This window comes from Mesorhizobium sp. B2-1-1 (assembly GCF_006442975.2).
In the GTDB taxonomy this organism is placed as follows: domain Bacteria; phylum Pseudomonadota; class Alphaproteobacteria; order Rhizobiales; family Rhizobiaceae; genus Mesorhizobium.
In genome coordinates this window covers 2,466,604-2,483,806 of sequence record NZ_CP083954.1, presented here as the reverse complement: position 1 = coordinate 2,483,806, position 17,203 = coordinate 2,466,604, and the positions used below count along the sequence as shown (strand labels likewise).

18 protein-coding genes are annotated in these 17,203 nt (G+C 60.8%); 13 read left to right on the top strand and 5 right to left on the bottom strand.

The window, feature by feature from the left end; translation table 11 throughout:
• Window positions 1–169: 169 nt before the first annotated feature.
• From FJ972_RS12140 to FJ972_RS12130, 3 genes are read left to right on the top strand one after another with little or no spacing between them, the layout of a single operon-like run.
• The gene (locus FJ972_RS12140; RefSeq protein ID WP_224519041.1) at window positions 170–1,543 is read left to right on the top strand and encodes an ROK family protein; all 1,374 of its coding nucleotides are present in this window, start codon (window positions 170–172) and stop codon (window positions 1,541–1,543) included.
• 46 nt (window positions 1,544–1,589) lie between these two features.
• On the top strand, window positions 1,590–2,603 hold the full coding sequence (locus tag FJ972_RS12135) for a substrate-binding domain-containing protein (RefSeq protein WP_140499314.1): 1,014 nt from the start codon (window positions 1,590–1,592) through the stop codon (window positions 2,601–2,603).
• On the top strand, window positions 2,600–2,839 hold the full coding sequence (locus FJ972_RS12130; protein ID WP_181167255.1) for a transporter substrate-binding domain-containing protein: 240 nt from the start codon (window positions 2,600–2,602) through the stop codon (window positions 2,837–2,839). The genes FJ972_RS12135 and FJ972_RS12130 overlap by 4 nt, the downstream gene beginning before the upstream one ends.
• 193 nt (window positions 2,840–3,032) lie before the next feature.
• Here the strand turns inward: FJ972_RS12130 and FJ972_RS12125 are convergent, their stop codons facing one another.
• Both FJ972_RS12125 and rocF read right to left on the bottom strand, forming a co-directional pair.
• Window positions 3,033–4,055 (bottom strand): ornithine cyclodeaminase, encoded by a 1,023-nt coding sequence (locus tag FJ972_RS12125; protein ID WP_246674128.1) that lies wholly within the window; start codon window positions 4,053–4,055, stop codon window positions 3,033–3,035.
• Window positions 4,056–4,103: 48 nt separating this feature from the next.
• Window positions 4,104–5,024, bottom strand: coding sequence for an arginase (rocF, locus tag FJ972_RS12120; RefSeq protein ID WP_140521344.1), 921 nt, complete (start codon window positions 5,022–5,024; stop codon window positions 4,104–4,106).
• 126 nt (window positions 5,025–5,150) lie between these two features.
• Between rocF and FJ972_RS12115 the strand changes: the two genes are divergently transcribed.
• A complete protein-coding gene (locus tag FJ972_RS12115; protein WP_140499320.1) occupies window positions 5,151–5,588 on the top strand; it encodes an Lrp/AsnC family transcriptional regulator in 438 nt (145 codons plus the stop codon).
• A 226-nt stretch (window positions 5,589–5,814) separates the two neighbouring features.
• On the opposite strand, the gene FJ972_RS12110 is transcribed toward FJ972_RS12115, so the two are convergent.
• The 3 genes from FJ972_RS12110 to FJ972_RS12100 all read right to left on the bottom strand — a co-directional run bounded on the left by FJ972_RS12110 (window position 5,815) and on the right by FJ972_RS12100 (window position 8,725).
• Entirely contained in the window at window positions 5,815–7,143 is a 1,329-nt protein-coding gene (locus FJ972_RS12110) for a cation diffusion facilitator family transporter (protein ID WP_140521343.1), read from the bottom strand.
• A gap of 10 nt (window positions 7,144–7,153) precedes the next feature.
• Window positions 7,154–7,435, bottom strand: coding sequence for a metal-sensing transcriptional repressor (locus tag FJ972_RS12105; protein ID WP_140521342.1), 282 nt, complete (start codon window positions 7,433–7,435; stop codon window positions 7,154–7,156).
• Window positions 7,436–7,654: 219 nt separating this feature from the next.
• Window positions 7,655–8,725 carry an NAD/NADP-dependent octopine/nopaline dehydrogenase family protein gene (locus FJ972_RS12100; protein ID WP_140521341.1) on the bottom strand — a complete coding sequence of 357 codons (1,071 nt, stop codon included), beginning with the start codon at window positions 8,723–8,725 and terminating at the stop codon, window positions 7,655–7,657.
• A 242-nt stretch (window positions 8,726–8,967) separates the two neighbouring features.
• On the opposite strand from FJ972_RS12100, the gene FJ972_RS12095 reads away from it, so the two are divergent.
• From FJ972_RS12095 to FJ972_RS12055, 9 genes are all read left to right on the top strand, one after another.
• Window positions 8,968–9,939: a LysR family transcriptional regulator gene (locus FJ972_RS12095; RefSeq protein ID WP_140499328.1), complete on the top strand. Its 972-nt coding sequence runs from the start codon at window positions 8,968–8,970 to the stop codon at window positions 9,937–9,939.
• Complete coding sequence (locus FJ972_RS12090; protein WP_140521340.1) at window positions 9,936–11,405, top strand: NAD(P)-binding domain-containing protein; 1,470 nt, start codon at window positions 9,936–9,938, stop codon at window positions 11,403–11,405. The genes FJ972_RS12095 and FJ972_RS12090 overlap by 4 nt, the downstream gene beginning before the upstream one ends.
• The gene (locus FJ972_RS12085; protein ID WP_140521339.1) at window positions 11,402–11,884 is read left to right on the top strand and encodes a CMD domain-containing protein; all 483 of its coding nucleotides are present in this window, start codon (window positions 11,402–11,404) and stop codon (window positions 11,882–11,884) included. Before FJ972_RS12090 ends, FJ972_RS12085 begins: the two co-directional genes overlap by 4 nt.
• Window positions 11,881–12,444, top strand: coding sequence for a peroxidase-related enzyme (locus tag FJ972_RS12080; RefSeq protein WP_140517387.1), 564 nt, complete (start codon window positions 11,881–11,883; stop codon window positions 12,442–12,444). The genes FJ972_RS12085 and FJ972_RS12080 overlap by 4 nt, the downstream gene beginning before the upstream one ends.
• A 57-nt stretch (window positions 12,445–12,501) precedes the next feature.
• Window positions 12,502–13,242 carry an amino acid ABC transporter ATP-binding protein gene (locus tag FJ972_RS12075; RefSeq protein ID WP_140521338.1) on the top strand — a complete coding sequence of 247 codons (741 nt, stop codon included), beginning with the start codon at window positions 12,502–12,504 and terminating at the stop codon, window positions 13,240–13,242.
• Between the two features lie 24 nt (window positions 13,243–13,266).
• Entirely contained in the window at window positions 13,267–14,094 is an 828-nt protein-coding gene (locus tag FJ972_RS12070; RefSeq protein ID WP_140521337.1) for a transporter substrate-binding domain-containing protein, read from the top strand.
• A gap of 66 nt (window positions 14,095–14,160) precedes the next feature.
• Complete coding sequence (locus FJ972_RS12065; RefSeq protein WP_140499340.1) at window positions 14,161–14,877, top strand: amino acid ABC transporter permease; 717 nt, start codon at window positions 14,161–14,163, stop codon at window positions 14,875–14,877.
• Between the two features lie 20 nt (window positions 14,878–14,897).
• Window positions 14,898–15,590 (top strand): amino acid ABC transporter permease, encoded by a 693-nt coding sequence (locus FJ972_RS12060; RefSeq protein WP_140499342.1) that lies wholly within the window; start codon window positions 14,898–14,900, stop codon window positions 15,588–15,590.
• Between the two features lie 229 nt (window positions 15,591–15,819).
• Complete coding sequence (locus FJ972_RS12055; protein ID WP_226880563.1) at window positions 15,820–17,175, top strand: D-alanyl-D-alanine carboxypeptidase family protein; 1,356 nt, start codon at window positions 15,820–15,822, stop codon at window positions 17,173–17,175.
• Window positions 17,176–17,203: the final 28 nt, after the last annotated feature.

Here is a 17,203-nt window from a genome sequence, read left to right as displayed (position 1 = left end):
TGGCTGATACTTATGCCCGCCTTTCGCCGCTCGTCAATCATTAAAATGCAAAAGTCGGCATACTTTTGTTTGTAAAATACATAAGTTCCTGCTTGATCCGTAAATGAGGCCACGGTACCCATGGCTAACGGCGTGATGACCCTGAGCCGGCAGCGATAGAGATCGGGAGATGAGCCTCGGCAAGACTATGGACGAGCGCAGCGCCACAGACCCCGTACAGTCGGACCAACCGCGCCGCGCCGCCGGCCGGCCGCGTGCCAGCGAATCCGCGCATGGCAGCCTGGCCACGCTGCTCAACCTTATACGGACCGAGGCGGCAACGACCCGCCAGGAGCTAGAGAACCAGTCGGAACTGGGGCGCGCCGTCGTCACGGATCGTCTCGCCACGCTGCTTCGGCTAGGGCTGATAGAAGAAGGCGAACTCGGCCCGGCGATCGGCGGACGCGCACCACGCCATGTCCGCTTCCGGCCGCGCATTGGCATGATCCTGGCCGCCGTGCTCGATCATTCCTCGCTGGCAGTCGGTGTATCAGACCTGTCCGGCCGCCTGCTGGCCGAACATCACGAAGCGGTGGAACTGGCCGCAGGTCCCGAGCCGGTGGTCCAGCGGCTAGCAACGCTGTTTGCCTGGATGCTGGAAGAGCATGGCAGTGAGGCCAGCATCTGGGGCATCGGGCTGGCGGTGCCCGGAGCCGTTGAGAAATGCGATGATCAGCGGCTGTTCGCGCCGGCGCTGAATGCGTTCCAGAACTGGGATGGATTCCCTTTCGTCGAGCAGTTGGCCACGCTTGTCGGCGCGCCGGTATGGGTGCGAAGCGGCGTCCAGACGATGACGATGGGCGAACTGAAGTCCGGCAGCGGCCTCGCCGACATGATCTTCGTCAAGCTCGGCCGCTCGATCAGCGCCGGCGTGGTTTCGGAGGGAGCGTTGCACCGTGGCGCGCAGGGCGCTGCCGGCATGATCGGTCATACTTTCATCGAGGGCAGAAATCTCGAAGCTGTTGCCGGCAGCGAAGCGCTCGGACGCGAGGCCCGCCAGGCGGCCGAGAGCGGGAGCAGCCCCTATCTGGCCGAGATGCTTGCGCGCGCCGGCGAAGTGACGGTCACCGACGCTGGCCACGGCGCCCAATTGGGCGATCCGTTCTGTATCGACCTTCTCGGGCGTTGCGGCCGTGCGGTCGGCGAGGTACTGGCGCCATTGGCCAATCTGCTGAACCCGTCATTGATCGTACTCGGCGGCAGCGTGGCCCAGACCGGGGACATACTGTTGGCAGCCGTACGCGAGGCGGTCTATCGCCAGTCGCATCCGATCGTCACCCGCGACCTGCGCATCGTCCGTTCGCAGATGGGCGGCTCGGCCGGACTGGTCGGCGCCGCCCAAGTCGTTGCGGAAGCACTGTTCGATGCGAAATTTCTGCAGGGGTGGATTACGCTCGGTTCACCGCGTGAGCATCCGGAATTCAAGGATTTTCTCGCGCGGGCCGCACTCGGAACCAGCGCTCGCCCGGCAAAGCCACGGCCACCGGGAGGAGCGCTTGCATAGCATCGCCAAGTCGGCCGGGCCGCGTGAACCTGGGGAGGGTTGAGGAATGGCGATCACCGGCCTTGGGCCGCATGGCGAACGGGCGGTTCCAGCCGACCAGGTCGGGTTGTCGAATGCCGACGCCGATCTCGCCCGCAACCGGCGCTTCTCGGTCGCCATCGTTCTCCACACCACCAAGAGCGACTGGGCTAAGGAGGAATTGGCCGGGATCGTCACCACGCTTGGCCGCTACGGAGCGGCGGTGGTCGAGGTCGTCGACTGCGGCTTCGACATCGAGCGGCAAATTTCGGAACTGAAACGGCTGGCCGGCGAAGCCGTGGATGCGGTGGTCTCCATTCCAATCGGCAGCAACCGTGCCGCCGACGCGCATCGTGCAATATCGGCGGCCGGAAAGAAGCTGTTGCTGCTCGACAATGCCCCAACCGGCATGCTGCCCGGCAAGGATTACGTCAGCGTTGTTTCCAGCGACAATTTCGGTCTCGGTCAGATCGGCGCAGAACTCCTGGCGCCACATATACCACAGGGCGGAAAGGTCGGCGTTCTGGCCTATGGCATCGATTTCTTCGCGACGCATGAGCGCGAGATTGCTTTCCGAAAATGGATGGCTGCTCGACGTCCCGACCTGACGCTGGTTCGCGGCAAGTTTGCCGACGTGTCGCAAGCGAGAGCCGCGACCGCCGACTTGCTGCAGGCCAATCCGGAGCTCGCCGGACTGTTTGCCGTCTGGGACGTGCCGGCAATCGCTGCCGTCGCGGCGATCCGCGATGCGGGCAAGGCTATTCCGGTGACGACAGTCGACCTCGGCAACGACGTCGCCACGGACCTCGTTGGTGGAGGCCTGATCAAGGGCATCGCCGCGCAACTGCCTCACGATCAGGGCGTTGCTACGGGCATTGCCACAATTCTCGGCCTGCTCGAACGCCAGCCGCCGGCCTGGATCGCGCTTCCCGGGCTCAGTGTCACGGCCAGCAATGTAGTAGAAGCCTATCAAGTCGTCTGGCGCACACCAGCGCCCGCCGCCTTGCTAATGGCGCGCAAGCCACGAAACAGCCTGCCTTGACCGACAATGTCGTCTTCGCGAGGGACCGCGCGGCAAAGAGCAACGGCACGCTGATCACAAGCGGTCCGCGTCTCGTCGGCGCCATCATGGCGTCAAATGTTTGCCTGGGCATCCGCAAGCAGGAGCCCGAGCTTCAGGCGATCCTCAACAAGGCGCTCGGCGAGATGGCCGCGGACGGTACGCTCGCGCAGATGTCGAAGAAGTGGTTTGAAGTGGGCTTGAGCCCGAAGAGCTAAAACAATTCCAGGAAAAGTGTAGAGCGGTCTTCCCGGAAAAGCGTGTAGCGCTTTCCCTGGAGAATTGCATAAAAGTGATAGAGCGCTTCGTCATTTCCATCGAACGATGAACCGCTTTAGGATATCGAGCCGCGCGCCGCTCGGCGCCGCAGCTATTGCGAGGCGGACATTCGGCCGCAGGTTCTGCGAAAACTCAGCTGGATACGGCCGTGATCTGGGCGGCCTTGTCGGCGCGCAGCAGCATGCCGAAGAGGTCGCGTGGCTCATCCGGGTCCGCCAGCAGATCGAGCTCCTCGTAGAGGCCGGTGCGCTGAAGCTGGTCGCGGACGTAGCGCAGCGCGGAAAAGTCCTCGATCGCAAAGCCGACGGAATCGAACAAGGTGATCTGGCTGGCATCCCGGCGGCCGGCGGCCTTGCCGGTCATCACTTGCCACAACTCCGTCACGGGATGGTCCGGCTCGAGTTGCTGGACTTCACCCTCGATGCGCGACTGCGGCGGGTATTCGACGAATATGTCGGAGCGCAGCAGAATATCGCGATGCAATTCCGTCTTGCCGGGGCAATCGCCGCCGACGGCATTTATGTGCACGCCCGATCCGACCATGTTATCCGTCAGGATGGTCGCGGAGCGTTTGTCGGCGGTGACCGTCGTGATGATGTGAGCCCCTTCCACCGCCTCCTGCGCCGAAGCGCAGATCGCGATGTCGAAATCGAACCCCGCAAGGTTTTTCGCGCACTTCAAGGATGCCGACCGATCGATGTCATAGAGGCGAAGCCTGTCGATGCCGAGCAGGGCCTTGAAGGCGATGGCCTGGAATTCCGACTGGGCGCCATTGCCGATGATTGCCATGCAGTCCGCCGCATTGGGAGCAAGGTATTTGGCCGCGACGGCCGACGTCGCCGCCGTGCGCAACGCGGTCAGGATGGTCATTTCCGAAAGCAGCATCGGATAGCCATTGCCGACATCGGCCATCACGCCGAACGCCGTCACGGTCTGGCGCCCGTCGCGCGTGTTTTTTGGATGACCGTTGACATACTTGAAGCCGTAGAGCTGTCCGTCGCTCGTAGGCATCAGTTCGATGACGCCGTCGATGCTGTGCGAAGCGATGCGCGGGGTCTTGTCGAACAATTCCCAGCGTCGGAAATCCTCTTCGATATAGGCAGCGAGATCGATGAGAAAGCGATCGATGCCGACGGCAAGAACCAGCTTCATCATGTGATCGACGCTGACGAAGGGCACGATGTTCAGACGGGGGGTCACAGTTCAATAACTCCGTGTGGGACGGTCCATGATCCGCCGGCCCATCAGGCTCGCGGTCAGGTCCACGAGAAGGGTTGCGGTGCGGTTGCGTTCGTCGAGTGCGGGATTGAGCTCGACCAGATCGAGGCTGGTGACGAGATGGCTGTCGTGCAACATCTCCATCACCAGATGAGCCTCGCGGAAGGTGGCGCCGCCCGGCACGGTGGTGCCGACGGCAGGCGCGATCGAAGGGTCGAGAAAATCGACATCGAGGCTGACATGCAGCATGCCGTTTTCGGCACTGACCCGCTCGAGAAAGGCGCGAAGCAGCGGGGCCATGCCGTATTCGTCAATCATCCGCATGTCGTGCACGGTGACGCCCGCCTTGCGTAGCGCTTCGCGCTCCGCCGGATCGACGCTGCGGATGCCCAGTGTGCAGATACGGGCCGGATCCACGCAAGCCGCCAGGCTGGGGAAGTAGCCTTCGAAGCCGGGTTGCCCGCTGGCATAAGCCAGCGGCACGCCATGCAAATTCCCGCTGGTCGTGGTGTCGAGCGTGTGAAAATCAGGATGTGCGTCGAGCCACAGCACGAACAGCGGGCGGCCGGCTTCCGCCGCCCGGCGGGCGATACCGGCCAGCGTGCCGGCGGAAATGCTGTGGTCGCCACCAAGGAAGATCGGCAGGGCGCCGGCGCTGGCTGCATAGGCCGCCTCGGTGATCGCCGCCGTCCATGCGACGATTTCCGGCAGCGCCTTCAAGGCGGCATTGCCGTGGCTGATCGGGCGCATATCGGCAGAGGCGACGGTGCCAAGGTCGGCCAGCGTATGTCCGAGTTCAGTGAGCGCGGCCGCCAGGCCTGCGGTACGCAGCGCACTAGGCCCCATCTCGCAACCCATCCGGCCCGAGCCGACCTGGATCGGTGCCCCGACGATCGTACAATGCATCCGTATTTCCCCGCGCGTTTTCTAGGCGTCATTGGAGCGCGGATAACTGGCAGGATGAACATATCAAATTGGCAAATTTGTCGAAATGAGCTATCAAAATGGAATGATTTGATTGCATTCTGAGCCATGGATCAGCTTGACGAACAGCTCATCACGCTTTTGCGGCATGACGCGCGGCGCAGCATCTCGGACCTTGCCATGGATGTCAGCGTCTCGCGGGCAACGGTCAGGTCTCGCATAGAGCGCCTTGAAAAAGCCGGTGCGATCATCGGTTATACCGTCATCCTGCGAGCCGATGCCGTCGACCAGCGTGTACGCGGCATCATGATGGTGGAAATCGAAGGGCATGCCGCCGATCGTGTGATCCGCGCTCTTGGCGGCTTCTCGGAGGTTTCGACGATCCATACCACCAACGGCCGCTGGGACCTGGTGATAGAGCTGGGGACGCAGACACTGACCGAATTCGACGCCGTGCTGCGGCGCATCCGCCTGATCCCCGGCATCACCGGCAGCGAGACCAGCCTGTTGTTGGCGACACCCCGGAGCACCAAGGCGCGGCTTTGATCGCTGTCTGCGAATAGCCTAGCTGGCCAAACCGGCAGTGCTGCTCCTGCACCGTTGTGCGGCGCAACCCTAAATGAGCTCGGACTTGGCCAACCTGTGGCAACCTCCAGCGGGGGCGGACCTTGCTGAGAAGAACAGAGCTGCGTGAGCGGCGAGATCTGTCATCGACCCGCGTCACGCGACACCGATTGAGCGAACGCGTCAAGTCGCGCAAGTCTGCCCCGTCCTAGTGTTGGTGGCCTTCCGGCTCAACCATCTTGAACGGCAGGACCTGTTGCTTGCCCTTAGAGGTCAGGATCAGCCTCGCCTCGAACTCGTGCGGCTCGGCGGGGGCGACGCTGCTTTCACGGCGGTGGTGATTGCCGGCGACAGGCCCGAGCGAAAGCGTCTCGGGACCTTCGGACCGGTCGATGATCACGGTCGCCCCCAGATCGTCGGCATGGCTGTCGATGGTGAGACGCAAGCGCTCGCCAGCGGGCGTATCGACGATTTCGAGCGTTCCCGTTGCCAGGTCGCTGACGACCTTGAAAGGCTCCGGCGCATGATCGGCGTGGGCCGAACCGCCCGCCACGGATCCGCCTTCGCCTTCCAGACGGATGTTCGCCTCCGAGAGCGCCGGCAGGTGGTCGAACAGCTCCCCTCTCAAAGCCTCCGCGATGCCGACCACATCCTTTGCGCTCGCTGTCTCGGCCACCTTGATGGCGATATCCGCATGCAGCCTGTGGCCGATCCAGCGCGCCCGCACCTGGGCGACCCGTTGGATGCCCCTCACATGTTCAGCCGCATGATGGATTTCCTCGACGATGCCCGGCTCGACGCCATCCAGCATGCGTGTCAGCACCGCCTTTGAGGACTGCCAGACGATGGCGAGGATAGCCACAGTGATCAAAAGGCCGATGATCGGGTCCGCGAGCGGGAAGCCTAGCCAGACGCCGGCCGCGCCAAGCACCACCGCAAAGCTGGTGAAGCCATCGGTGCGGGCGTGATAGCCGTCGGCGATCAGGGCCGCGCTGTTTATCTCGCGGCCGACGCGGATGCGGAATACCGCGACAGCCTCATTGCCCAGGAAACCGACGAGGCCGGCGGCGGCAACCCAGCCGAGGAAGCTGATGGCTTGGGGATGGATCAACCTGTCGATCGCCTCATAGCCGGCGACGATGGCACTGAAGAGGATAATCAGGACGATGATGATGCCGGCCAGGTCCTCGACCCGGCCAAGGCCGTAGGTGAAGGTCTTGCTGGGCTTGCGCCGCGCCAGCATGAAGGCGATCCACAGCGGGATGGCGGTGACCGCGTCGCCGACATTGTGGATGGTGTCGGCAAGCAGCGCCACGCTGCCCGAGAGGAATACGATGACCAGTTGCAGCACCGCTGTGAGGGCTAGCAGCACGAACGACCATTTGATCGCCCAGATGCCGCGTGTGGTCGTCGCGATTGTGGGATCGACCACGCCATGCGTGTGGCCGTGTCCGCCCTCGCCATGGTCATGGCCATGCCCGCCGAAGCCTTGAGCTGCCGGGCCGAAGCCGAACCAGCCGCGAATGCCGTCCATCATGGAGCGTGTCTCACAAGTATTTGGTGATGTCCTTGAATTCATCGATCGAGCGGCGCTGCTCACGCGGCAGCGGCCCCACGACATCTTCCAGGCAGTTGTTTAGGTGATCCTGGATGAGCGTCTTCTTGGCCTGGGAAACAGCCCTTTCGACGGCATGAAGCTGCTGGGCAATGTCAAGGCAAGGCCGGCCTGCTTCGATCATCTCAATAACGCCCCTCAGATGACCGTCGGCCCGCTTCAGCCGTTTGACGATGTCGGGATGGGTCTCGTGAATGTGGGGACGCTCTTTCATTCTGAAGTGCTATCCCCCCGGAGGGGATATTGTCAATTCAGGATGCTCGATTCCCCGCGGCGTCCCGAACGCTACTTTCGAGGGTTGCATGGCTGGTTCTGGCGATCGCGGCGCCAGCGACATCGCCCTGACGCTGCGCACCACTGTTAAAATGCACCGACGCGATGACGTAGCGCGGCGCCCCTAAATGTGATCATGCCGTATCGGCTGCGGGCGCACTCAAAACCCCGTGCGGCAAAGGTTTTCAAGATCCGCCTTTGCTATTCCCTCGAGGCCGAGCGCGGGAAGAATATCGTTATCCCCCTTGAGATCGCGACCGTAAGCCGCCGATAATATCGAAACTCCAGACTCGTGGAGCGTCGCCGGTTTCTCGGTGATCTTACCCAACAATACGGTCGGCAGCAGTCCAAACGGAACATCCTCGAGAATGTAGCGGCTTTCGATTGTTGTCGGACCAAAGCCGCCACGGCCTTGACGATCCATCTCCTGGTTCATCTCCGAAACGGTTCCCTTCGGAACATGAAACGACAATGAAAAATGCTCCTGGACGGTGCGAACCGCGATACCAAAATGGGCCGCGATGGCTAGCCGTTCGGCATCCAGAGCCTCGATAAGGCGGCCAGCGGCAGGGGTGACGTTTCCCCCCTGGCTCCATTGCTCGGCTTTTTCCATGCGTGTCAGGTTGAGAAGGGCAATTCCCAAGTGGTTTTGCGGATTGAGGTTGCTGAGCGCGATCGCAAGCATGCCGTCGCGCTTGACGAAACGATCACCGAATAAGCTCGTGCAAAGTCCGTATCCTTCATCCTGAGCTTTGAAAGGCAGCGTCGCGACATCAAGCTTCTGGCGAATGGTGGTGACATGGACCTCGGTTGGCCCGAGTTGCCGCCCGGTCAACAGTGTTGTGCCCCACAGGACGATCGGCAAGCTGACCTTGCGCTCCGCCAACCGCCTGGAGAGATACAGTGCCCCGAACGAACAATGCGAACTGATGATGACCGGGATTCCATCGATCAGATGGGGGGCGGCAGCATCCATCACCATCCTGTGGCCGTAAGCCGGAAGTGCAATCACCACCACGTCCGCGTTGGCGATGGCATCCTTGCAATCCTTGGCGATGCGCACCGGTACCGTCGCCGCGATGTCCCCCGTCGCTTTCAACAATTCGCCGGTAGCCAACCCCTTGGTGCGCTGCCCCGACGGTGACCAAAGCATTGGCGAATGCCCCGATCCTGCCAAATAGGCGGCAAGGCCATAAGCAATCGCTCCGGCGCCCAGAATACTCACGCGCATAATATTCCTCCTGTCGCAGGCTTTGTGGTTCGAGAATCCTTGCCGCCGTCACCTGAATTCTTTTCTTCAGGAGGCTTCGCAAGCTGGAGCCGCGTCTGACGTCCCTGTCCGCCTCCGACCCGGATTCTGGCGCTGAGGCCGGCATATGCACAAAGCCCGTAACGAACATTCGTTTCCGCTTGACATATATCAAAAACGAATGAGACGATGTCAATCATACGGATTACGCATGTAGGAGAAACATGGAAACCCGGGACCTTCAGACCTTCCTTGCGGTTGCTGCCAGCGGCAGTATCACCAGGGCGGCTGACATGCTCGGGCGTTCCCAGCCTGCGGTGACGCGCACCATTCAGGAGCTCGAGGCCGAACTTGGCTTCGAATTGCTGCATCGGATCGGTCGACGGGTGCAGTTGTCTGAAGAAGGAGTCGCGTTCGAGGAGGAAGCACGACGCCTGCTGATGTCCTTCACCGAACTCGCAGCGCGGGCCAAGATGATCGCCGCCGGCAGAGGGCGAATCCTGCAGATCGTCACCACCTCCGCGATCGGCACCGGCTTGATCCCTACGGCCTTGGCTGAACTCCAAGGTGCCGAGCTTCCGCACGAGACGCATCTCGGGCAGTTCCTTCCCTCGACCGTCGCTCAGGAAGTGCGCAGCGGACGTGCCGAGGTCGGGTTTTCAAGCCTGCCGCTCGATACGCCCGGTCTGGATGTCCTGCGGCTCTATTCGGCGCCTGATGTTGCTGCCGTGCGGGAGGATGATCCGCTGGCCGAACTAGATGTCATACCGCTTTCCGCTTTTGCCGGCCGCCGCGTCGCCACGTTGCTCAACCCGCTGCGTTTCCAGTTGCATGTCTCCAAGGCGTTGGCGGCCAGGGGCATCGACACCGGGCCAGTAATCCGCACGAATACCGCCTATGGCGCGTTGCAGATCGTACGCCGGACTGGTGTTGCGGCTGTCATCGATCCCCTCACCGCCTATGGCGTTGGCTTGCCTGGGGTCGTCATCCGCCCGATCGACGTAACCGTCCTCTTTTATTGGGGTGTTGTGGCTGGCGAAAAACGCCCCCTTCGTCCAGTCGCGCAGGCGTTGGTGGATGCGGTCGAGGCGGTGGCTGAACGGTCGATCGTTGGCTTCAAGAAACTCGATCCGACCCTGGCCGGCCAATTGGTGGCCGATCCTGCCTCCGGCACAAATCACGGAACGGGAATATGAAGCACACCCCCAGTTCGCTCCCCCCGAGAGGTCTAGCCGCGCTTGAAGCACAACTTGCTCAGGACCTCGATTTTCTCGAACTGCCTGCCAAGCCATGGGTTCCCGCGCGTTCGCGCGATGGCGTGCCGGTCCGTGACGTCGTTGTGATCGGCGCCGGCATGTGCGGACTTGCTGCCACCGCAAAGCTGGTGCTGACGGGGATAACCAATGTCGTCGCCTATGACGCGGCTCCGGCCGGCTTCGAAGGGCCATGGATAACGTTTGCCCGCATGCAAACGCTCCGGTCGCCGAAAACGCTGCACGGTCCGTCGCTCGGCCTGCCGCAGCTGACATTCCGCGCCTGGTTCACGGCACAATGGGGCGTCGAGGCATGGCGGTCGCTTGACAAAATCCCCAAGGGCCAGTGGATGGACTACCTGGTCTGGTATCGGAACGTTCTTGGTCTGCCGGTGCGCAACAGCGTGCGCATGACAGGCGTTGCAGCCGTTGGCGATCTGATTGCGATCGATGTCGAGGGCGCGGAAACCGGCCGGGTTCTCACCCGTCGTCTCGTTCTAGCCACCGGTCGGTCCGGTCTGGGCGGTTTTGCCGTGCCCGATTTCCTCAGGGGCATCGATCGCTCCTATTGGGCCCATTCTGCCGACGATATCGATTTCGATGCACTGAAGGGCAAGCGTGTGGCGGTTATCGGCGCCGGTGCCTCTTCGATGGACAATGCCGCGACGGCGCTCGAGGCGGGCGCCGGTTCAGTCGACATGTTGATCCGGCGCAAGGAAATGCCGCGCATCAACAAGCTGACCGGAATCGGCAGCCAGGGTGTCATCCTCGGCATGTATCATTTGCCTGACGCCTGGAAGTGGAGATTCTTCGACTACACCGCCTCGACCCAGACGCCGCCGCCGCGTTCATCGACGCTTCGCGTGTCTCGTCATGCGAATGCCCGCTTCTTTCTCGACTGTGGTGTGGTCGCGGTGAAGGAAGATGCCGGAGGCCTTCTGGTCGGAACCACGCAAGGGCCGATGCGCTACGATTTCATGATAGCTGCGACCGGCTTTTCAAATGACTTCAGTGGTCGCCCGGAATTCGCTGCCCTCGCCCCACACATTCGCACCTGGTCGGATGGTCGATATACGCCGGACATGGGGCCGCCGCGCGCAGGCATGTTGGAGGCACCGGATCTCGGCCCCGCTTTCGAATTTCGCGAGCGCGTCCCCGGTTCCTGCCCGATGCTGGCGCATGTCCACTGCTTCAACGACGCCGCCATGCTGACCCATGGCAAGGTCTCCGGCGATATCCCGGCCGTCAGCGCCGGCGCCGACCGTCTGGTCCGCGGCATTGCCGCGTCGCTGTTCGCCGAAGACGTCGAAACCCACTTCGCCAATCTGATCGCCTACGACACCCCGGAGCTTCTGGGCGACGAATGGGTCGATTCAACACCCTTGTTGCATAAGGAGGCCGCACTGTGATCGACGCAATGGACAAGGCTGCAGGTCTTTCACCGGACGACGCCCTTTTCGCTGCACGGCGGTTTCGGCCCGAATTCGTGCGAGGGGCCGAGGAATGTCGCCTCTCCGTCCTGCAGCCGGCAAACGATCAGGGGCTGGCGCCGAATTTGCGGGTCGCTCTGGCCCGTCGCATGGCAGCTCTGAACGCCGATCCTGTCCTGATGGCCGAATATGACGTGCAACTGGCTCAGCTTGGTCCCACGGAGCAGCTTCTGTCCTTGGCCCGGGGGGAAACGGATTTGAATGAACCTCTGGCGACCATCGCCCGACATGTTGACCTGATCACCCTGACGCCGAAAAAGGCGGAGGCGAGCCACATTGCCCTGCTCGCCCAAGCCGGATTGAACGATCCCCAGATCGTTGCGCTCTCCGAATTGATTGCCTTCATCAACTTCCAGACCCGGGTCGCGACCGGCTTGCGATTGATGAGGCGGGCATGATTTCCTCGGTGCGCCTGAAGCCGCTGAATTGGCATCCCTATATCGCACCGGTCGAGCTATCGGAGGCAACGCCGGAACAGCTCGAAGCAATGAAGGTTACGCCGTCGGCCAAGAAAGTTTCGGAATATGTGCGCACCCTTGTGCATGATCCCGAGAGCTATCTTGCCCGCACGGTGTTGTTCAACGCGATCATGTACGTCGAGGGCGGGCTTGCCCGTCCCGACCGCGAGCTTGGCGCACTGGGTGCCTCGATCGTCAATGGCTGCAAATTCTGTGCCGTCGTTCACGCCCGCCGGCATGCAGAGCTGACCAAGAGCGATGAAGTGGTCACGGCGCTGTATCTCGACAAACCTGAAAAGCTTGGGTCGCGCGATGCGGCAATCTACAACTTTGCCCGCCGCCTGTCGGCGGCGCCGTCGGAAGCGACGGCAGACGACGTCGCCTCGCTGCGATCAGTCGGCATGAATGATGCCGAGATCATCGACCTCGTCCACGCCATAGCGATCTTCGGCTGGGCAAACCGGCTGATGCACGTCCTGGGCCATGCGGAGAGCGGGTGATGACGTTGCATCCGGTCAAGCCAGTCCGTCCCACACTTCCCGAAGGGCCAACCAGCAATGCTTGAACTCAAAGATATAAAGCTGTCTTACGGAAGCACGCAGGTCCTGAACGGCGTCAATCTCTCGGTAAAGCGGGGTGACGTGGTGTCGATCATCGGCCCCAGTGGCACCGGCAAGACCACGCTGCTGAAATGCATCAACTATCTGGCCAAGCCGTCGTCAGGAACCATCGCGTTCGATCAGATTCGGATGGACTACCAGCGTGCCGACAAGGCCGCTGTCCAGGCGATCCGGTTGAGGACGGCGATGGTCTTTCAGCAGTTCAACGTCTTCAAGAACATGACGGTCCTCCAGAACGTGATGGATCCGCTCGTTGTGGTGCAGCGCAAATCCAGGGAAGAGGCGCGGGAAATCGCGCTCAGAGAGCTCGATCGGGTCGGTCTCTCGTCGAAGCGAGACAGCTATCCATCCCAGCTCTCGGGCGGCCAGCTCCAGCGCACCGGCATCGCACGCGCGCTGGCGGTGCGTCCTGACGTCATCCTCTTCGATGAGCCTACGTCATCGCTGGACCCTGAACTTGTCGGTGAAGTTTTGAAGGTGATCAAGGATGTCACGTCGTCAGGGATCACATCGCTGCTTGTGACCCACGAGATGCAATTCGCAAAGAACATCTCGAACCGGATCGTTTTCATGGACCGTGGCGTGGTTGCCGCCGACGGCAGTCCGGCTGAAATCTTCGACGCGCCTTCCAGTCCACGACTGGCTCAATTCCTGCAGTCAGAACTCGCTTTTCAATAGCTCAACAAGAAGGGAACCCAAGAAATGTCTGCAATCACATCCTGTTTTTCCCGCCGCTATGTCCTGGCCGTCGCTGGTGGCATCGCAATTGCCCTTGCAACCGCGGGGGCCAGCTATGGTCAGACCGTCCGGACGATCAAGATCGCGACGTCTGCCGAATCCAAGCCGCTGGCCTGGGGCGCCATCGGCGTCGAACCGCAAGGCTATGAGCCCGATCTTCTGAGGGCGATCAATGCGAAGCTGCCGCAATACAAGTTCGAAATGGAAGGTGTCTCTGATATCGCCCAGGAAACCGGCCTTGCCACCGGGAAGTACGACATCGCCGTAGGTGGCTACTACAAGTCGCCCGAGCGAGAGAAGCAATTCATCATTCCAGAGAACCCGATGGGCGCCAGTCTGATGAAAATCTACAGCAAGAAAGACAGCGGCATAAAGGAAATGAAGGACCTGGTCGGCAAGAGGATCGTTCCGACCACAGCCGGTGGCGGAACCTACAAGTTCATCATGAACTGGCAGAAAGAGAATCCGCAATACAAGCTCGACGTCACGGCATCGAGCGCCGGGATCCCCTACCCGAACCGCCTGGATGAAGTTCAGAACGGCAAGTTCGACGCATTGGTTCTACCGTCTAACCTCGGTGAGCAGGCGGTCATCGACAACAAGAAGCTCGATATCGTGGCATCCGATCCGGTCTACAGCAACAACACGTACATGCTGATTCACCGGTCAGCGGAAAACAAGATCCTGGCCGAGGACGTCAACAAGGTGCTCAAGGAACTGAAGGACGACGGCACGATCGACAAGCTCTCGCAGAAGTGGTTCGGCGAGGACATCGTGAAGTACATGAAGTAACAAGGCGTCCTCAGCTGCATCTGGATAGCCGGCGTTGAGGCAGAACTGCAAGAAGGAGTGTTCCAAGTGGACGTTTCTGCTATGATTCCCGAGTTGCTCTCGGCGTTGCCGCTGACGCTGGCCATCACTTTTACGGCCCTCATTGCTGGGTTCTGCCTAGCTCTCCTTGCGACAACACTCCGGGTCCGCAGGGTGCCAGTGATCAGTCACCTGGCGGATCTCTACGTATCCTATGCCCGGAGTGTTCCCGTCGTCCTCCAATTGTTCGTTGCGTTTTACGGGCTTCCCTTGCTGGTAATCCTGTTCGGCTCCGAAGATTTTTTCTCGCCGACGATCGCCGCCATGGTGGCATTGAGCTTTTATCACGGCGGCTACCTGTCAGAAGTCCTGCGACCTGCATATCTGGCCGTCGATCGCGGCCAGCATGATGCGGCAGACAGTCTTGGATATACCTTTCGCCAGAAAATCACGCGCGTCATCGGGCCACAAGCAGTGCACTTCGCATTGCCGGGCTACGGGAACTCCGTCATCTACCTGATCCATAACGTTGCGCTGGTGATGTACATCGGGGCGGCGGATGTCATGGCGACCGCGCATTTGATCATGGAGCGCGACTATAATCAGTACCAGTTCGAAACCTATCTCGTGCTGGCGGTCATCTATTCGGTGATGTGCCTGATCGCATGGCTCATCGTCCGCTTCTTCGAGCTTCGTTCCCCGATGCAGGCACCGGAGGCTACGACATCTGCTCAGATCAAGAACACACTGATCGCGAGCGTGTGACCTAACAAGGGTATTTGACCATGTTTGAGACCGATATCCTGCTCCAGGACTCGCGGGAAATTCTGGGCGCCGTACCCGTAACGCTTGCAATGGCCCTCACGATCTTCGTGCTCTCGACGATGGTCGGCAGCCTGTTTGCTCTTGTGGAATATAGACGGATTCCCGCACTGCGAGAGCTCGTCATGGCCTACAAGGTCGTCTTCAAGGGCGTTCCGATGGTGATCGTGATCTTCCTCGCCTATTTCGGTCTTCCCCCCGCGCTTCAGTTTCTGTTTTCATTGGTTGGCATAGACTTCAACGCCCACCAAACGCCCAATTGGGTTATCCTTGTCATTGCGGTGACCGGCTGTGTCGCCGCGTTCCAGGCCGAGATTATCAAAGGAGCCCTCAACGCCTTTGACACCGGTCAGGCAGACGCAGCCTATTCGCTTGGCTATACAAGGGGCCAATTGTTTCGACGGGTGCTATTTCCCCAGGTCGCCCTGACAGCAATTCCCGATCTGACAACCTCGATGATGGTTATCATGAAGGCGCTTTCACTCGGATTCGCCATCGAGGTTGTCGATATCTTCGCGCAATCACAACTGACCGCCGCGTTGAATTTCTACTATCTCGAAGCCTTCGTGATTGCCGTCGTGATCTACATGGTGATTGCCTATATCGTCACACAGATCGCCGACAGGATGGAGCAAGCGCTTAGGGTACGGACCTGAGGATGTGGAATAGAATCTTCTAGCAAGATCGACTTGTCTTCCGCGGAAGCATCCTGGTAGTCGATGCCGCAATCGATGCGCGCCTCGAGCCGTGCGGCGTTCCGCGAACCGTCACGGCGGCCGACCTTATCTGGTGCGGAATCGAGGGATAGAGCCGAGACAATTTGAGGCCTCTCGTTAAGAATGCGATAACCAATTGGTAACGGTGCCTGCCTAGCTTCGTGATCCGATGGCCGGCTCGCCCGGCCACATTTTACACGGAGCGGCGACGGGCGGGCGGATGTATCTGGTATTGGAGAAGCTTGTCGCCTTGCCGGCGTCATTGTTGAAATTCGCCTTGAGGATCTCGGTCGTCATCGTGTTTTGCGCCGCCTTTGCTTCCGCCGTGCAGGCCAATTCCAGATTTTCAGCCATTGTCATCGATGCCAAGACCGGCAAGACCCTCTACAGGGATCATGCGGATGCTCCGCGCTATCCAGCATCTCTCACCAAGATGATGACGCTCTACCTCATCTTCGACGCCCTTGAGAGCGGCAGGATCTCGAAAGGCACGGCAATACCGGTATCGGCCAATGCTGCCAACGAGGCGCCCTCCAAGCTCGGACTGAAGCAGGGTCAAACGATCACCGTCGAACAGGTCATATTGGCGCTGGTAACGAAGTCCGCCAACGATGCCGCGACGGCCATTGGCGAGTTCCTCGGCGGGTCGGAGGTCGGCTTTGCACGTCTCATGACGCAAAAAGCACGACAGTTGGGAATGACCTCCACCACGTTCAGGAACGCTAACGGACTGCCCGACACAGCCCAGAAGACCACGGCGCGCGACATGGCACGCCTTGGCCTGGCGCTCAGGGATCATCACCCTGGCTATTATTCCTACTTCAACACCCGATCCTTCAAATACAAAGGTCGGCGCTTCGGCAATCACAACCATCTGCTCGGCCGGGTGAAGGGCGTGGATGGGATCAAAACGGGATACACGAATGCCTCGGGCTTCAACCTGGTTTCTTCCGTCGAGGCGCAGGGCCGCAGCATCGTCGCGGTGGTGATGGGCGGACATACGGTCAGGAGCCGAGATGCACGCATGAAGCGTCTCATCAGCCGCTATCTGGCTAAGGCTTCCAACGGTCCGGACCGGTTCAGGATCGATCGTGGCGGAGAAAGCGCATTGGTCGCCTCCGCGGCTTCGAACGCATCGGTGCCCACTCCGACGTGGAAGCCAGCCCGGGTGGCCGATTCCCGAGCCGCTTTCGCCGCTGAGGCGATGGGCGATGTGTCCAGGGAGCAGGCCTTGTCTGCCGATGCCATCGATCCGATCAGCACCGCTTCCACCCAAGAAGGTCAATGGATCATCCAGATTGGATCGATGCCAAGCAAGGCCGCAGCTCGTGAAATCCTTTCACTCGCGGCTCGCAAAGCGCCAAAACTGCTTTCGAACACTTCTGCTTTTACCGAGGCCTTCGAAAAAGATGGCGATGTGTACTACCGCGCCCGATATGCCGGCTTCGATAACAAGTCGGAAGCGTGGCGCGCTTGCGGGCGACTGGCGCTCAAAAAAATCGATTGCTACGCGCTCACTCGGTAGGTGGGATCGAACGCCCATGCGAACGCTG

Excerpts from the sequence above, each read along its gene's own strand:
- FJ972_RS12060 (WP_140499342.1), top strand. The coding sequence starts at position 14,898 with ATGTTTGAGACCGATATCCTGCTCCAGGACTCGCGGGAAATTCTGGGC.
- FJ972_RS12140 (WP_224519041.1), top strand. The coding sequence starts at position 170 with ATGAGCCTCGGCAAGACTATGGACGAGCGCAGCGCCACAGACCCCGTA.
- FJ972_RS12095 (WP_140499328.1), top strand. The coding sequence starts at position 8,968 with ATGGAAACCCGGGACCTTCAGACCTTCCTTGCGGTTGCTGCCAGCGGC.
- FJ972_RS12090 (WP_140521340.1), top strand. The coding sequence starts at position 9,936 with ATGAAGCACACCCCCAGTTCGCTCCCCCCGAGAGGTCTAGCCGCGCTT.
- FJ972_RS12105 (WP_140521342.1), bottom strand. The coding sequence starts at position 7,435 with ATGAAAGAGCGTCCCCACATTCACGAGACCCATCCCGACATCGTCAAA.
- FJ972_RS12055 (WP_226880563.1), top strand. The coding sequence starts at position 15,820 with ATGGCCGGCTCGCCCGGCCACATTTTACACGGAGCGGCGACGGGCGGG.
- FJ972_RS12100 (WP_140521341.1), bottom strand. The coding sequence starts at position 8,725 with ATGCGCGTGAGTATTCTGGGCGCCGGAGCGATTGCTTATGGCCTTGCC.
- rocF (WP_140521344.1), bottom strand. The coding sequence starts at position 5,024 with ATGCATTGTACGATCGTCGGGGCACCGATCCAGGTCGGCTCGGGCCGG.
- FJ972_RS12135 (WP_140499314.1), top strand. The coding sequence starts at position 1,590 with ATGGCGATCACCGGCCTTGGGCCGCATGGCGAACGGGCGGTTCCAGCC.
- FJ972_RS12110 (WP_140521343.1), bottom strand. The coding sequence starts at position 7,143 with ATGATGGACGGCATTCGCGGCTGGTTCGGCTTCGGCCCGGCAGCTCAA.
- FJ972_RS12125 (WP_246674128.1), bottom strand. The coding sequence starts at position 4,055 with ATGATGAAGCTGGTTCTTGCCGTCGGCATCGATCGCTTTCTCATCGAT.
- FJ972_RS12070 (WP_140521337.1), top strand. The coding sequence starts at position 13,267 with ATGTCTGCAATCACATCCTGTTTTTCCCGCCGCTATGTCCTGGCCGTC.
- FJ972_RS12075 (WP_140521338.1), top strand. The coding sequence starts at position 12,502 with ATGCTTGAACTCAAAGATATAAAGCTGTCTTACGGAAGCACGCAGGTC.
- FJ972_RS12115 (WP_140499320.1), top strand. The coding sequence starts at position 5,151 with ATGGATCAGCTTGACGAACAGCTCATCACGCTTTTGCGGCATGACGCG.
- FJ972_RS12080 (WP_140517387.1), top strand. The coding sequence starts at position 11,881 with ATGATTTCCTCGGTGCGCCTGAAGCCGCTGAATTGGCATCCCTATATC.